The organism is Pseudodonghicola sp. (assembly GCF_048268305.1).
Taxonomy (GTDB): domain Bacteria; phylum Pseudomonadota; class Alphaproteobacteria; order Rhodobacterales; family Rhodobacteraceae; genus Pseudodonghicola.
Genome location: NZ_JBLWVT010000015.1, coordinates 1 through 15,614, shown reverse-complemented (window position 1 = coordinate 15,614; position 15,614 = coordinate 1). Strand labels below are relative to the sequence as shown.

General features: G+C 65.4%; 10 protein-coding genes and 2 pseudogenes. 9 read left to right on the top strand and 3 right to left on the bottom strand.

What is annotated here, in order from left to right; genetic code table 11:
* Positions 1–118 precede the first annotated feature (118 nt).
* The 8 genes and pseudogenes from ACN0V4_RS20185 to ACN0V4_RS20150 all read left to right on the top strand — a co-directional run bounded on the left by ACN0V4_RS20185 (position 119) and on the right by ACN0V4_RS20150 (position 11,697).
* On the top strand, positions 119–1,489 hold the full coding sequence (locus ACN0V4_RS20185; protein WP_417679486.1) for a tetratricopeptide repeat protein: 1,371 nt from the start codon (positions 119–121) through the stop codon (positions 1,487–1,489).
* Positions 1,490–1,658: 169 nt separating this feature from the next.
* Positions 1,659–3,572, top strand: a complete 1,914-nt coding sequence (locus tag ACN0V4_RS20180; protein ID WP_417679484.1) for a PhoX family protein — start codon at positions 1,659–1,661, stop codon at positions 3,570–3,572.
* A gap of 128 nt (positions 3,573–3,700) precedes the next feature.
* Entirely contained in the window at positions 3,701–5,029 is a 1,329-nt protein-coding gene (locus ACN0V4_RS20175) for a UDP-glucose dehydrogenase family protein (RefSeq protein WP_417679482.1), read from the top strand.
* Between the two features lie 463 nt (positions 5,030–5,492).
* A pseudogene (locus tag ACN0V4_RS20170) lies at positions 5,493–5,684 on the top strand (transposase); the annotation flags it as partial.
* A gap of 56 nt (positions 5,685–5,740) precedes the next feature.
* Complete coding sequence (locus ACN0V4_RS20165; protein ID WP_417679480.1) at positions 5,741–6,496, top strand: SDR family NAD(P)-dependent oxidoreductase; 756 nt, start codon at positions 5,741–5,743, stop codon at positions 6,494–6,496.
* Positions 6,497–6,770: 274 nt separating this feature from the next.
* A complete protein-coding gene (locus ACN0V4_RS20160) occupies positions 6,771–7,373 on the top strand; it encodes a TetR/AcrR family transcriptional regulator (RefSeq protein WP_417679478.1) in 603 nt (200 codons plus the stop codon).
* Between the two features lie 62 nt (positions 7,374–7,435).
* Entirely contained in the window at positions 7,436–8,575 is a 1,140-nt protein-coding gene (locus tag ACN0V4_RS20155; RefSeq protein ID WP_417679476.1) for an efflux RND transporter periplasmic adaptor subunit, read from the top strand.
* A 14-nt stretch (positions 8,576–8,589) separates the two neighbouring features.
* Positions 8,590–11,697, top strand: coding sequence for a multidrug efflux RND transporter permease subunit (locus ACN0V4_RS20150; protein WP_417679474.1), 3,108 nt, complete (start codon positions 8,590–8,592; stop codon positions 11,695–11,697).
* Positions 11,698–11,806: 109 nt separating this feature from the next.
* Here the strand turns inward: ACN0V4_RS20150 and ACN0V4_RS20145 are convergent, their stop codons facing one another.
* Positions 11,807–13,228 carry a mannose-1-phosphate guanylyltransferase/mannose-6-phosphate isomerase gene (locus ACN0V4_RS20145; RefSeq protein ID WP_417679472.1) on the bottom strand — a complete coding sequence of 474 codons (1,422 nt, stop codon included), beginning with the start codon at positions 13,226–13,228 and terminating at the stop codon, positions 11,807–11,809.
* 529 nt (positions 13,229–13,757) lie between these two features.
* On the opposite strand from ACN0V4_RS20145, the pseudogene ACN0V4_RS20140 reads away from it, so the two are divergent.
* Positions 13,758–14,534, top strand: a pseudogene (locus ACN0V4_RS20140) (capsule assembly Wzi family protein).
* 116 nt (positions 14,535–14,650) lie between these two features.
* On the opposite strand, the gene ACN0V4_RS20135 reads toward ACN0V4_RS20140, so the two are convergent.
* Both ACN0V4_RS20135 and ACN0V4_RS20130 read right to left on the bottom strand, forming a co-directional pair.
* The gene (locus ACN0V4_RS20135; protein ID WP_417679470.1) at positions 14,651–14,890 is read right to left on the bottom strand and encodes a hypothetical protein; all 240 of its coding nucleotides are present in this window, start codon (positions 14,888–14,890) and stop codon (positions 14,651–14,653) included.
* 124 nt (positions 14,891–15,014) lie between these two features.
* Positions 15,015–15,614 (bottom strand): YjbF family lipoprotein (locus ACN0V4_RS20130; protein ID WP_417679468.1); only part of this gene is annotated, 600 nt, incomplete at its 5' end.

Sequence of the window (15,614 nt, the reverse complement as noted above, 5' to 3'; positions counted from 1 at the left end):
GGCGAACGCAGCTCAAGGTCCGGGCGGGGAACCTCCTGGGCCGACCCCGGGGCCGCCACCCCGGCAGGAACACGAGTAACCGCATCGGGGGTGCGCCCCGGGCAGAAAGGGTATGAAGATGGCAAAAGACTGGCTTGGCAACGATCTCTCCACCACCGACAGCGCCACGGTGCAGGCGATCAATGACTTCAGCGAAGGGCTTCTGGCCTATGAGACCAAGGCCGGCAATGTGATCGCCGCCGCCGAGGCCGATCCGGATTCGGCCATGGCCAATGCCTATGCGGCGCTGGCCTATATGTTCCTCGAAAGCCCCGAGGCGGGCGGCATGGCGAAATCCTATCTGGAGCGCGCCGAGGCCGCCAAGGGCGCCACCCGGCGCGAGGCGATGAACATCGCCGCGGTGCGGGCCTGGCATGCGGGCGACGTGCCCGGGGCGATCCGCATCGGCAACGAGATCGCCGATGAATTCGCCCATGATCTGCCGATGGTGAAGCTCACCCAATATCACGAATTCAACCTCGGCAATGCGCCCGGCATGCTGCGGGTCGCCGAGAAGGTGGCCGAGGCCAACAGCGATCTCAGCCATATGCACGGGCTCTCCGCCTTCGCCTATGAACAGTGTCACCTCTTGAGCGATGCCGAGGCCTCGGCGCGCCGCGCCATCGAACTCAAGCGCAAGGAACCCTGGGCGCATCACGCGCTGGCCCATGTGCTGATCACCCAAGGCCGCATCGACGAGGGGATCGACTTCCTCGAGGACGTGTCGGAGACTTGGACCGATCTCAACAGCTTCATGCTGACCCACAATTGGTGGCATCTCTGCCTGAACTACATCTCCAAGGGTCGCTATGACGAGGTTCTGAAGGCCTACGACACCCATATCTGGGGCGCCGACAAGAGCTATTCCCAGGATCAGATCGGCGCCGTCTCGCTGCTGTTGCGGCTGGAGCTGGTGGGGGTCGATGTCGGCGATCGCTGGCAGGACGTGGCGCAGCACATGAAGGGGCGGACCGAGGATTTCGTCCAGCCCTTCCTGACCATGCAATATGTCTATGGTCTGGCCCGCGCCGGCGCCCCCGAGACCGAGGCGATGATGGAGAACCTCAAGGCCTTCGTCGGCCAGGCGCCGGCCTTCGTGCAGGACGCCTGGGTCAATGTCGCCGAACCCGCCTGCGAGGCGCTGGTGGCCCATGCCCGCGGCGATCACGAGACGGTGGTGAGGAAGATGGGATCGGCGATCGCCCGCATCGTCGAGATCGGCGGCAGCCATGCGCAGCGCGATCTCTTCGAACAGGTGCTGCTCGACAGCGTGATCCGCACCGGGCGCTATTCCACCGCCCAGCAGATGCTGGAGATGCGCCGCGGCTATGAACCCTGCTCGGTGCCCAACAACGACAAGCTGGCGGCGGTCTATCAAAACCTCGGCCTGCCGCGCGAGGCGGCCCAGGCCCAGGCCCGGGTCACCCGGGTGATGAGCGAGGCGCGGTAAACCGCCGCACCGAATCGCGAGCCCCGGGGGCCCGTGCGAGCGATCGCGCGGGCCCTTGCCTTTCGATGTCATCAAAGCGTCACCTGGACCGGCTAGGCGGGGCCGCAAGCCCGGGCCCGGAGACCCTCTCCGCCCGACTGTCCCCCAGCCTGATGTCAGGGAGTCCAAGATGACCAAGACCGAACCGACCCAACTGTCCGCCGACGCCTGGGACGAGCTGCACTTCCCCCGCCCGACCGAACAGGAGTTCGACCGCGTGGTCGAGCGCGCGATCTCGCGCCGTGGCTTCCTGGGCGGCGTGCTGGCCTTCGGCTCCGGCGCCGCCGCCATGGGCGCCGGGCTGCTGAATTCGACCTCGGCCCAGGCACAACAGGCTGCCGGTCAACGGGGCCGCTTTGCTTTCAAGCCGATCCCGATCGCCACCGACGGCACCGTGCATGTGCCCGAGGGCTATGACTGGCAGGTGCTGGTGCGCTGGGGCGATCCGCTGTTCTCGGCCGCCAAGGGCGATTTCGACGCCACCCCGGCGGGCAGCGCCGCGATGTCCGACAAGGTCTTCGGTGAAAACACCGACGGCATGGAATTCTTCACCGTCGGCGCGCGCCAGGTGATCGCGGTCAACCACGAATACACCAACCCCAAGACCAACCTGCCCGCCGCGCAAGAGGGCGTGCCCGCCTCGGCCGAGGACGTGCGGAAGCTGCAGAACCTGCAGGGCGTCACCGTGATGGAGGTGCGCGAGGGCGGCAAGGGCTGGGAGGTCGTGGTCGACAGCCCGCTGAACCGCCGCATCACCCATAACACCCCGATGGAGATCCGCGGTCCCGCCGCCGGCCATCCGCTGCTGCAGACCGCGGCCGATCCGACCGGCACCCGCAGCCTCGGCACCGTGAACAACTGCGGCTCGGGCAAGACCCCCTGGGGCACCTATCTGACCTGCGAAGAGAACTTCAACGGCTACTTCGGCGCCACCGGCGAGCTGCCCAGTGACGAGGCGATCGCCGAGGGCTACAAGCGCTATGGCATCGGCGCCGATGGCTGGGGCTATGATTACCACAAGTGGGATGCCCGCTTCGACGTCACGCAAAACCCGAACGAGCCGCACCGCGTGGGCTATGTGGTCGAGATCGACCCCGCACAGCCCGAGGCCGCCCCGGTGAAACATACCGCGCTTGGCCGCATCAAGCACGAGAACGCCGAGGTGGTGGTCGCCCCCGATGGCCGCGTGGTGGTCTATATGGGCGACGACGAGCGTGGCGAATATCTCTACAAATGGGTGTCGCGCGACATCTACGTGCCGGGCGGCGATACCTCGACGCTGCTGGAAGAGGGCACGCTTTTCGTCGCCAGGTTCAACGACGATCTGTCGGGCGAATGGCTGGCGCTGACGCCCGAGACCACCGGCATGGACGCCGCCCAGATCGCCATCTTCACCCGCATGGCGGCCTCGAAGGTGAACGCCACCACCATGGACCGGCCCGAATGGGTCGCCACCAACCCGGTCCGCGCCGAGGCCTATTGCAGCCTGACCAACAACAAGAACCGCGGCCTGAAACCGAACGCCGGCGGCGATGCCACCCCGGTGGGCGGCCCCAACCCGCGCGAGGCCAACCGCTATGGCCAGATCGTGCGCTGGCGGCCCCTGGGCGACGATCACGCCGCCCAGGGCTTCACCTGGGATCTCTATGTGATGGCGGGCAATCCGGACGTCCATGCCGGCACCCCCTATGCCGGTTCGGCCAATATCAACTCGGGCAACCTCTTCAACTCGCCCGACGGCATGGCGCTCGACAGCACCGGGCTGGTCTGGATCCAGACCGATGGCGAGGATGACAACGAGGGCGATTTCGCCGGCCATGGCAACAACCAGATGCTGGCGGGCGATCCGGTCTCGGGCGAGATCCACCGCTTCCTGACCGGGCCGAAGGGCTGCGAGATCACCGGGCTCTGCTGGTCGGCGGATCTGCGCACCATGTTCGTCGGTGTCCAGCACCCGGATGCCCCCTTCCCCGATGGCGAAGGCAAGCTGCCGCGCTCGTCCATCGTGGCAATCAAGCGGACTGACAACGCGCTGATCGGCTGATCGCCCCCGGTTTGAAGGCATGAGGCGCGCGGGGGGCTCCCCCCGCGCGCCTTCGTCTTTCCGGCTTCGGTTGACAGCACCGGGGCGATCCCCCATGGCTTTGGAAAAGCGGACGCGAGGACGGGCAGATGAAGATTGCGATGATCGGGACGGGCTATGTCGGTCTGGTCTCGGGGGTGTGTTTCTCGGACTTCGGGCACGAGGTCGTCTGCGTCGACAAAAACCCCGAGAAGATCAAGATGCTGGCAGCGGGCCAGGTGCCGATCTTCGAACCCGGGCTCGACGCGCTGATCGAAAAGAACGTGGCCGCCGGCCGGCTCTCCTTCTCGACCGATCTGGCGGCGGCAGTCGATGGCGCCGAGGCGGTGTTCATCGCGGTGGGCACCCCCACCCGGCGCGGCGACGGCCATGCCGATCTGAGCTATGTGATGGCGGCGGCCGAGGAGATCGCCCGTGCGATCACCGGCTATACCGTGGTGGTGACCAAATCCACCGTGCCGGTGGGCACCAACCGGCAGGTGAAACAGGTGATCGCGAAGGCCAACCCGAAGGCGGACTTCGACGTCGCCTCGAACCCTGAATTCCTGCGCGAAGGCGCCGCGATCGACGACTTCATGCGCCCCGACCGGGTCATCGTCGGCGTCCAGAACGAGCGCGCCGCCGAGGTCATGGCCGAGATCTACCGACCGCTCTTCCTGCGCGATTTCCCGATCGTCACCACCGATCTGGAATCGGCCGAGATGATCAAATACGCCGCCAACGCCTTTCTCGCGACCAAGATCACTTTCATCAACGAGATCGCCGCGCTGTGCGAAAAGGTCGGCGCCGATATCAAGCAGGTGTCGAAGGGCATGGGGCTGGATGGCCGCATCGGCAACAAGTTCCTGCACGCCGGCCCCGGCTATGGCGGGTCGTGCTTTCCCAAGGACACCAAGGCCCTGGCGCGGATCGGCCAGGATCATGCCGTGCCGATGCAGATCACCGAGACGGTGATCAAGGTCAATGACGAGACCCGCCGCCGCATGGTCGACAAGATCACCGACATGATGGACGGCCAGCTTGCCGGCAAGACCGTCGCGGTGCTGGGCGTCACCTTCAAGCCCAATACCGACGACATGCGCGAGGCGCCGAGCCTGACCATCGTGCCCGCCCTGATCGGCGCCGGCGCCAAGGTGCGGGTGGTCGACCCGCAGGGCCGCCGCGAGGGCGAAGCGCTGTTGCCCGGGGTGCAATGGGTCGAGGATGCCTATAAGGCGGCGCAGAAGGCCGATGCGGTGGTGATCCTGACCGAATGGAACGAATTCCGCGCCCTCGATCTGAAGCGACTGGCCAAGAAGATGGCGCATCCCGCCCTGGCCGATCTGCGCAACATCTATTCCGCCCGCGACGCCAAGCGCGCCGGCTTCCTGCGCTATGTCTCGATCGGGCGCAGCGATTACATCGCCGAGAGCGTCTGACCGATCGCAACCGCCGGCAAGGGAAGGCATCACAGGCGACGTCGCCCTCGCTGCGCGTCTTGTCCTGGACCGGAACGCTCATCCAAGCTGTTTGAGACCATGTCGCCAGAGGTTGACCTCTCTGGCGACAGTGTCGCCAACCGGAGCGTAAAGACGCGCGGCGTGCGAAAAATCATCCCGACATTGTGCCTGCACCCGCGGGCCGTCTAAACATTTTGAACGTCGGTCACGATATCCGCGCCGCGCAGAAGGCCTGGAAGAAGGCCGCGCGCCTCTGGAGACGCCCCATTGCAGTCCAAAAGCATTGCAGCATGGCTTCGGTGAGTATGCGATTATCCAAGGCGCACGCCCCCATATGCTGCGCAAATGGCTGGGCTATTCCCTGCTCTGCCCCTGAAAACTGGATCGTTTGAAGCTGGAGTTTTCGGCTACGTTTTCCTGGACGGGAAAGGAGCGGAATCGCATGAAGGCATCGAAGTTCACGGAGGCGCAAAAGGCATTCATCCTGAAGCAGGGCAAGGAAGGAACGCCGGTGGCGGAGATCTGCCGGGGTTGAAGCGTAAAGCGATTGATCCAGTGGATCAATCGTAGCGCCAACGGGATCAGCCAGTCGACCTACTTCAGCTGGAAGAAACGGTATGGCGGGCTTCTGCCGACCAATAGCACCGCATGATCCGGCCCGCGACGTCACAGGCAGAGGAGACAGAGACGATGAAGAGACAGATCATTCTGGTGACCGGCGCGGCCAGCGGCATCGGCGCGGCAATCGCACGCCGTCTGGCCGGGCCGGAGTGCTGTCTCCTGCTGCATACGGGCCGGAACGAGACCGGCCTGGCCGAGGTCGCCGAGGCGGCCCGTGGCCAGGGCGCGCATGTCGAGACCGCCTTTGGCGATCTCTCGGACCCATCGGTTCCGCCCGCCCTGGTCGCCCGCGCCCAGGCGGACTTCGGCGGTCTCGACCAGATCGTGTCGAATGCCGGGCACGCCCAGAAGGCGCGCTTCGGCGAGATCGTCGATGCCGACCTCCAGCATGCCTTCGACATCATGCCCCTGGCCTTCTTCCGTCTGGTCAGCGCCGCGCTGCCCTTGCTGCAGGCCTCAAGCCGCGGGCGGGTCGTCGCAATCAGCTCCTTCGTGGCGCATCTGCATGGGGCTAACGGAATGCTGTTTCCCGCGACATCCGCCGCCAAGGCGGCGCTGGAGGCGCTGGCGGCAGAGCTGGCCTGGCAGCTGGCCCCCGATGGTGTCACCGTCAACTGCGTTGCGCCGGGCTTCGTGCGCAAGGATGCCGCCCGCAGCGGCGCGACCAGTCGCTCCGCCATGGAAGAGGCGGCGCGCGTGGTCCCCCTGGGGCGGATTGGGACACCGCAGGACATCGCCGGCATGGTAGCCTATCTGCTGTCGGAAGAGGCGGGTCATGTCACCGGCCAAACCCTGCATGTGAATGGCGGGCTGACCCTGGCCTGAGGCCGCTCGGATGTGACCAAACATCTTTCCTCTATACCGATGAGCGCGCAGCTCCCTTGGCCCGACCGCGAAACCAGGGGGTTCCCTTGGGCCGTGGAAACGTCAGAGGCAGGAAATCCGGCACCCGGCTGCCCTGTTTTCCGGCAGGGTCCGGCAAAATGACCGTTTGTGCAGCCGGACACAGCCACCTGTGCATCCGGTTGATTGACAGTGTCACCCCCCGGAATATAACCAACCATCCGGTTATTAATTTTCAGCAGGCCCGATCCACCCCATGGGACGACGCAAGCGCATCGAGCGGAACGACATCCTGACCGCGGTCGAGACGGTGATCCGCGACTTCGGTCCCAGCGGGCTGACCATCGAGGCGGTGGCCGAGAGGGCCGGCATCAGCAAGGCCAGCGTCCTTTATGACTTCAAGACCAAGAAGCAGCTGCTGGCCGCCTATGTCGCCCGCCAGATCGAGATGAAGGCGGCGCAGCGATGCGAGCGGATGGCCCAGGCCGAGGCCTGCAGCAATCCCTGGCTCTCGGCGCTGATCGAGGAGGCCGAGAGCCCGCCCTCGGAAGAGGAGATCTCGGGCGCGGTGCAGCTCACCGCCAGCATGGGGGCCGACGATATGTCCCGGGCGCAGATGCGCGCCTTCTTCGACGCCGAGATCGCCCGTATCCAGAGCGAGGCCGCCGACCCACGCCAGGCGCTGCTGGCCTGGCTGGCGCTCAACGGCATAATGTCACTGGAATACCTTGGGTTTCATCGCTTCGATGCCCCGTTGCGAGCCCAGATTCTGGACGATATTCGTAAACTGATCCAACCCGAGACCGATCCGCAATCCGCGGCATCCCCTTCCGCGACGGAGGCCCGGCCAGAGACATGACCAGATCCAGGCTCACCGCCCTGCCCCGTCGCCCCCTCTCTCCCCGTAACAGAGTATCCCCGATGTCCCTCCTCTCTCGTCTCCTCGCAACCTTCGCCCTCTCCGCCGGGCTGGCCGCGCCCCTCGCCCAGCCCGCCCTGGCCCAGCAGCAGATGCCGCCCACCCCGGTTTCCGTGCTGACGCTGAAGGGCGAGGCCTTGCCGATCATCAACGAATTGCCCGGCCGGATCTCGGCCACCCGGATTTCCCAGGTGCGGCCGCGGGTCTCCGGCATCCTGATCGACCGGGTGTTCGAACAGGGCAGCCTGGTGCATGAGGGCGACGTGCTCTATCACATCGACCCGGCGCTGTTTCAGGTGCAGGTGAAGGCGGCCGAGGCGACGCTGGCGCGCGCCAAGGCGACGCTCGCCAATGCCGAGGTCGAGCTGGAGCGTCAACGCCAGCTCAAGGCGCGCAATGTCTCCTCCGGGGTCGAGCTGGAATCGGCCCAGACCACGGTGCTGCAGGCCAAGGCCGATGTGGCCCTGGCCGAGGCCTCGCTCGACGAGGCGCGGCTGAACCTCGATTACACCGAGGTGCGGGCGCCGATCACCGGCACCATCGGCCGGGCGCTGGTCACCGAAGGGGCGCTGGTCAGCGCCACCGGCACCGACCATCTGGCGCTGATCCAGCAGCTCGACCCGGTCTATGCCGACTTCACCCAATCGGCCTCGCAGCTCTTCGCACTGCGCCGGGCGCTGGCATCGGGCGCCCTGGTCGCCACCGCGCCGGGCCAGGCCTCGGTCACGCTCTATTTCGACGATGGCACGGCCTATGCCCACAAGGGGCAATTGCTGTTCTCCGAGGCGGCGGTCGACGAGACCACCGGCCAGATCACCCTGCGCGCCGAATTCCCCAACCCCGAGGGCGATCTGCTGCCCGGTCTCTATGTCCGGGTGCGGATCGAACAGGCGGTGCGCGAACAGGCCATCGCCATCCCGCAGAAGGCGGTGCTGCGCGACGGCCGCGGCAATGCCGAGGTCTATGTGCTGAAAGAGGGCAACAAAGTCGATCTCAGGCTGGTGCAGCTCGGCGTGACGCTGGGCGATCGCTGGATGGTCGACAGCGGCCTGGAAGAGGGCGAGACCATCGTCGTCGAAGGCGCGCAGAAACTCTATCCCGGGGCCACGGTTCAGCCCGAACCGGTCGCGGCCGGCAATTGAGGCAGGTCTGAGACATGGCACAACTCTTCATCGGGCGACCCATCTTGGCATGGGTGATCGCCATCTTCATCTCGCTGGCCGGCGTCCTGGCGCTGCCCAACCTGCCGATCAGCCAATACCCCAATGTCGCACCGCCGCAGATCACCATCTCGGCCACCTATGTCGGGGCGCCGCCCGAAAAGATGTACGAGGGCGTCGCCCAGCCGATCGAAGAGGAGCTGAACGGCGTCGACGGGCTGCGCTATTACGAATCCACCTCCGACGCCTCGGGGCGGATCTCGATCACCGCCACCTTCCGGCCCGGCACCGAAGTGGGCCAGGCCACCGTCGATGTGCAAAACGCCGTCCGCCGGGTGGAATCGAAACTGCCCTCCTCGGTGGTGCAGCGCGGCATCAACGTGGAACAGGCCGGCTCAGGCTTCCTGATGGTGGTCTCGCTCACCTCGACCGACGGCACCCTCGAGGCGGTCGATCTGGGCGACTACCTGACCCGCAACGTGGTGGGCGAGCTGTCGCGGATCGAAGGCGTCGGCAGCGTTCAGCTGTTCGCCGCGGCACGCGCCATGCGGATCTGGATCGATCCGCAGAAGATGCTGGGGCTCAGCCTGACCAGCTCGGACGTGACCAATGCGATCCAGGCTCAGAACGCACAGGTGGCGGCCGGCCAGATCGGCGCCGACCCGAACCCGGTCAGCCAGCAGCTCACCGCCACGGTGATGGTCAAGGGCCAGCTCTCCACCATCGAGGAGTTCGGTAATATCGTCCTGCGCGCCAATGCCGACGGCTCCACCGTGCGGCTGAAGGACATCGCCCGGATCGAGATCGGCAACGAAAGCTATATGTTCAGCTCACGGCTGAACGGCCAGCCCGCGGCGGCAATGGGGGTGCAGCTCACCTCCAGCGGCAATGCGCTGGCGGTCTCACAGGCAGTGCGGACGAAGATGGCGGAGCTGGAGAAATTCTTCCCCGGCGGCATCGCCTATGAAATCCCCTATGACACCGCACCCTTCGTCGAGAAGTCGATCACCAAGGTGATCCACACGCTGATCGAGGCGATGGTGCTGGTCTTCCTGGTGATGTTCCTGTTCCTGCAGAACATCCGCTATACGCTGATCCCCACCATCGTGGTGCCGGTGGCGCTTCTGGGCACATTGGCGGTGATGCTGGCGACCGGCTTCTCGGTCAACGTGCTGACCATGTTCGCCATGGTGCTGGCGATCGGCATCCTGGTCGATGACGCCATCGTGGTGGTCGAGAACGTCGAGCGGATCATGGTGACCGAAGGTCTCCCTCCGCGCGAGGCGACGCGCAAGGCGATGTCGCAGATCACCGGGGCGATCATCGGGATTTCGCTGGTGCTCTCGGCGGTCTTCGTGCCGATGGCTTTCTTCCCCGGCGCCTCGGGCATCATCTATCGGCAGTTCTCGCTGACCATGGTGACCTCGATCCTGTTCTCCGCCTTCCTGGCGCTCAGCCTGACGCCGGCGCTCTGCGCCACCTTCCTCAAGCCGGTGCCCAAGGGCCACCACATGGAACGGCGCGGCCCCTTCGGCTGGTTCAACCGCGGCTTCGAGGCCACCACCGCCGGCTATTCCGGCGCGGTGCGGCGGCTGTCGACCCGCACCGCCATCGTCATGGTCTTCTATCTGATCATCGTCGGCGCCATGGCCTTCGGCTTCGTCAAGCTGCCGACCTCCTTCCTGCCGAACGAGGATCAGGGCTTCATCATCACCGACCTGCAGACCCCGGCCTCGGCCTCGGCCAACCGGACCACGGCGGCGATCGAACAGGCCGAATCGATCCTGAACAGCAATCCGGCGGTGGAAAACATCGTCGCGGTGCGCGGCTTCAGCTTCTCCGGCACCGGCCCGAACGCAGCGCTGATGTTCGTCACCTTCAAGGATTGGAGCGAGCGCAGCCAGAGCGCGCAGGAGATCGCCATGCAAGCCAACATGCAGCTGTTCGGGCTGAAGGACGTACGCGCCTTCGCGCTGTCGCCGCCGCCGATCCAGGGGCTCGGCACCACCGGCGGCTTCAGCTTCCGGCTGCAGGACCGCGGCGGGCTCGGCCAGCAGGCGTTGCAGGCGGCAACCCAGCAACTGATGGCCGAGGCGCAGAAAAGCGGCATCGTCACCGGGCTCAGGCCCGAGGGCATGCCGGCTGCGGCCCAGGTGATCCTGACCATCGACCGGGAAAAGGCCAATACCTTCGGGGTGACCTTCTCGGACATCAACGCCACCATCTCGACCAACCTGGCGTCGAATTACGTCAACGACTTCCCCAATGCCGGGCGGCTGCAGCAGGTGGTGGTGCAGGCCGACGAGACCGCGCGGATGACCGCCGAGGAGCTACTGCGGCTTTCCGTGCGCAATTCCAATGGTGGCATGGTGCCCTTCTCCTCCTTCGCCACCGTGCATTGGGAGGTCGGGCCGTCGCAGGTGGTGGGCTACAACGGCTATGCCGCCACCCGGCTCTCGGGCAGCGCCGCCCCGGGCTATTCCTCAGGCGAGGCGATGACCGAGATGGAGAAACTCGCCTCGGCGCTGCCGCAGGGCTTCGGCTATGAATGGACCGGCCAGTCGCTGGAGGAACGCGATGCCGGGGCGCAGGAGAACATGCTCTATGCGCTCAGCATCCTCTTCGTCTTCCTGCTGCTGGCGGGGCTTTATGAAAGCTGGTCGATCCCGCTCTCGGTGATGCTGGCGGTGCCGCTCGGCGTCGCCGGCTGCGTCGCCGCGGTCTGGATCGCCAATATGCCCAACGACATCTATTTCAAGGTGGGGCTGATCACCATCATCGGGCTCTCGGCCAAGAACGCCATCCTGATCGTGGAATTCGCCAAGGATCTGCATGCCGAGGGCAAGGGCCTGCTGGAATCGGCGGTCGAGGCGGCCAAGCTGCGCTTCCGCCCGATCCTGATGACCTCGCTGGCCTTCACCCTGGGCGTGGTGCCGCTGGCGATCGCCACCGGGGCGAGTTCCGCCAGCCAAAACGCGGTCGGCACCGGGGTGGTCGGCGGCATGATCGCGGCGACGGTCTTCTCGATCTTCTTCGTGCCAGCGGCCTTCGTCTTCGTGCTGCGGCTCTTCGGCTGGGAGCGACGCAAGAAGACGGCCGACTAGGCCCCTGCCAAAACCGACAAAGGAAACGCCCGGGACCGCAAGGCCCTGGGCGTTTTCATCTTGTCCACCCCCGGCATCGTCGCCACCGGCCCCTCCGGGGACCGCGCGATCAACTCCGTGCGTAGATATCCTCGTAGCGGATGATATCGTCCTCGCCGAGGTAGGACCCGGTCTGCACCTCGATCAGCACCATCGGCACCTTGCCCGGGTTCTCCATCCGGTGAACCGCGCCCAGCGGGATATAGACCGACTGGTTCTCGCTCACCAATTTCACCTCGTCGCCGACGGTGACCTTGGCGGTGCCCTCGACCACGATCCAATGTTCCGACCGGTGGTGGTGCGATTGCAGGCTCAGCGCCGCGCCGGGATGCACATGGATGCGCTTGACCTGGAACCGCTCGCCGATCACCAGGCTTTCGAACCAGCCCCAGGGGCGGTGATCCTTAGGGAAATGAGTGGCCTGCTTGGCGCCCTTGGCCTTCAGCGCCTCGACCGCCTTCTTCACGTCCTGCGCGCGCGAGACATCGGCCACCAGCACCGCGTCGGGCATCGCCACGGTGATGATGTCCTTCAGCCCGATGCCGACCAGCTCGACCCCCGGATCCTCGGATCTGAGCAGCGTGCCGTCGCAGTCGATCGCGGTGGCGTGCCCAGTGCTGACATTGCCGCGCCCGTCCGGGCCGGTTTCCTGCCAGACCGCATCCCAGCCGCCCAGATCGGACCAGCCGGCCGAAAAGGGCATCACCGCCAGGTTCGACGCCTTTTCCATCACCGCATAGTCGATCGAGATATCCGGCACCTGGTCCCAGGCCACCGGCGACAGGCGGGTGAAGCCCAGATCGGTCTGTGCATCGCCAACCGCCTCGGCCACCGGCGCCAGCACATCGGCGGCATGGGCTTCGAAGGCGGCGATCAGCGCCTTGGCGCTGAACAGGAAGATGCCGGCGTTCCACAGGAAATTGCCGGCCGCGATCATCTGGGCGGCGCGGGCGGCATCGGGTTTCTCGACGAAGCGCGCCAAAGGCTGCGGCGTCTCGGCCCCGGCATCGGCGCCAGCGGCCAGTTCCAGATAGCCATAGCCGGTCTCAGGCCGGGTCGGGCTGATGCCGAAGGTGACCAGATCGCCGGCCTCGGCCCGCGGCACCGCGGCCTGCACCGCGGCGCGGAAGGCGGCGGCATCGGGGATCACGTGATCCGAGGGCGCCACCAGCATCAACCCCTCGGGATCGGTCGCGGCCAAAGCCAGCGCGGCGGCCAGCACCGCCGGCGCGGTATTGCGCCCCTCGGGCTCGATCAGCACCGCCCGCGGCGCGATCTCGACCGCGGCGAGCTGCTCGGTGACGATGAAGCGGAAATCATTGCCGGTGACGATCATCGGCGCCGAGAACCCGTCGCCAGCCATCCGCAGGGCCGCGCCCTGGAACAGGCTCTGATCCTCCATCAGCTGGGTGAACTGCTTGGGATAGGATTTGCGCGACAACGGCCACAGGCGGGTTCCGGAACCGCCGCAGAGGAGAACGGGGGTAATCATCTATATCAACTCCTGGAAAAATACATCAGGCTGGACATGAAGGCTCAGCCAACTCCGGTATCGACAATGACGCTCGGCAGTGCAACCTCGGCAAACCGTTTCCCCGATCACTTCACCTATAAATTATAAATCCGTCTCACCTGACAGTTGAATAGCCCAAGGTTTGCAAGATGCCCCCTGCAGTCGCCAGTGACGGCTTCCCCGGGAGGTGGCGGGAGAGCCGGTTCTCAGGCATTCCCCTGCTCCCACAGAGGCTGAGCTGGATCAGCTTCATAATGAGAGGCAGGTCAGCAAGGTTGTCACATGTATCAGGTATATTGAGCCCTTGCAGTTTGGGAGGTTTCGCATCAGCCGCTGCATGCGATATGTTGCGGGAAGTGTGAGGAGATCAGTCACGATGGCGCATTACGGCAACAAAGGTCGCATTAGCGTAGCAGCAACTGTGTTATGCGCCCCCCTATTTGCATCCTTGTGCGCTCAGCCCCTCTGAGCAGAGGAGAGCGGGTTTCATACCTATGCCTGGACGACCCTGCGCTCGGACAAGGTCCTCGGGCAGCGGCAACTTTATGGCTCCTCGGCGGCCGCGGCGGCCGGGATCGGTCTCCAATACACCTATGGCAACCTGTCATCGCTCCTGTCACTGAACATCGACAGTGAGGATCACGTGACCCTCGACGGGTCTTATCTCGAGTACTCGGTGGGCATCGCCACGTTCGGCATCGGGGCGGTGGACCGGAACTGGTCGTTTTCGCCGCGCACCTCACTGATCCTGCCGAAAAACGCGCGGCCGATCACATCGGCTTACATGAAACTCGAAGCCGACGGGGCCCCGGCCTCGCCGTGGCTGTCCTAGATCGGACCGTGGTCTTTCGAATTTTTCAACGGGATAACTGACAGCTCCGTGAACCCCAACGATTCGATGCTGCTGGGCATGCGCTTCACCATGGCCCCGGTCGAAGGGCTGGAACTGGAATTCCTACGCACTGCGCATTGGGGCGGTGAGGGCTATGACAGCGGCTGGTCGGGGTTCACCCATGCGCTTTTCAGTGACACCAATTCGGGCAGCACCGCCAATGTCGATCAGCTCGCCGGGGTCGGGTTCTCCTATCAGCTGCCCAAAAGCATCGCACCGCTCAGGATCTATGGCCAGGCCATCGGCGAGGATGAAGCCGGCGGCTTGCCGAGTTGCTTCATGTATCTCGCGGGCTTCGAATGGAGCGGTGGGATTCCCGGACTGCCCCCTCACCGGCTTCGGGTGACAGAGCCGGCCGGAGCTTCCAGGGAAGACATCATGAAGCCGGGATAACGGAAAACGTCGCAACCTGCCTTGAGCCATCACACTCCGGACACGCAAAAGCAGGCAGCCTTGCGACCGCCTGCCTTCTATCCCTCAGCGTCAGCGCCGTCAGACGCCGACCCACCTCACTTGGTGGTGGTAGTGGTGGTGGTGTTGTTGTCGTCGCTGCCGATGATCACGCCGGCGATGATCACGCCCGCCGCGATACCTGCGCCTTGACCATTGGTCAGGCCGGTGTTGCCCAGCGGCGAATCCATCACTTGCTTGAAGGTCTTCTTGCCACCGGTCTTCGGCGCGTTTTGCGCGAAAGCGGCGGAGGACAGACCCACGGTCGCGGCGATCATGGCGACAATAAGCTTTTTCATAATTCCAAACTCCTCTCGGATGCAGTTGAATAAGCCCTAGCGCAGATTCCCTCTCATTTCAATGAAATCGACTGGCCCTGTCGCAAGGATTTATCGCTTTTTCGCAATCGCAGCAAATCTGTGCTTATTTCGTCACCCGGCGCAGACCAAGATAGCCGACATAGGGCCCGGCCCATTGCCGGGATTGCCAGATCGTCCCGTCGCGGGGATCGCGCCAGTACTCATTGATCACCTGGCCGCCGGCCCCCTCGCAGCTTTGCCGCAGATGGCGGGTGGCGTGCTGGTTGCCGAGGATCTCGATGTTGGCGGGCCCCAGATCCGCGACCTCGCAGCTCAGCGCCAGCCCGCGTTCGCGGTTGTCGCCATAATGGATGCGCTGTTCCAGCGCCCCCGACTGCGGCCCGCCCTCCGGCGCCTGGGGCACCGCGCTGGACAGCAGATCGCCGCCGAGCCCGCGGGTGGCGATCAGCAGCCCGTCGCGGGTGGTCACGGTGGCGAGCTGGTCGCCGGTCATCCAGACCTCGATCAGCCCCGGGGTCTCGTCCCGATGCGCCTCGGCCAGGAAGAGATAGGCCTTCAGGTCGCGCCGCTCGGCGGAGACCTCGGAAATCGGCATCCCGATCGCCTCGAGCTGCGCCCGGCTCAGCTCGGCCTGGCCCGAGGCGCTCTTGCGGCCCTGCACCATCTGCCCGACCAGCCCCTTGGTCGCCCGGGCTATCTCCAG

Coding starts and splice junctions, on each gene's coding strand:
- ACN0V4_RS20185 (WP_417679486.1), top strand. CDS start 119: ATGGCAAAAGACTGGCTTGGCAACGATCTCTCCACCACCGACAGCGCC.
- ACN0V4_RS20180 (WP_417679484.1), top strand. CDS start 1,659: ATGACCAAGACCGAACCGACCCAACTGTCCGCCGACGCCTGGGACGAG.
- ACN0V4_RS20175 (WP_417679482.1), top strand. CDS start 3,701: ATGAAGATTGCGATGATCGGGACGGGCTATGTCGGTCTGGTCTCGGGG.
- ACN0V4_RS20165 (WP_417679480.1), top strand. CDS start 5,741: ATGAAGAGACAGATCATTCTGGTGACCGGCGCGGCCAGCGGCATCGGC.
- ACN0V4_RS20160 (WP_417679478.1), top strand. CDS start 6,771: ATGGGACGACGCAAGCGCATCGAGCGGAACGACATCCTGACCGCGGTC.
- ACN0V4_RS20155 (WP_417679476.1), top strand. CDS start 7,436: ATGTCCCTCCTCTCTCGTCTCCTCGCAACCTTCGCCCTCTCCGCCGGG.
- ACN0V4_RS20150 (WP_417679474.1), top strand. CDS start 8,590: ATGGCACAACTCTTCATCGGGCGACCCATCTTGGCATGGGTGATCGCC.
- ACN0V4_RS20145 (WP_417679472.1), bottom strand. CDS start 13,228: ATGATTACCCCCGTTCTCCTCTGCGGCGGTTCCGGAACCCGCCTGTGG.
- ACN0V4_RS20135 (WP_417679470.1), bottom strand. CDS start 14,890: ATGAAAAAGCTTATTGTCGCCATGATCGCCGCGACCGTGGGTCTGTCC.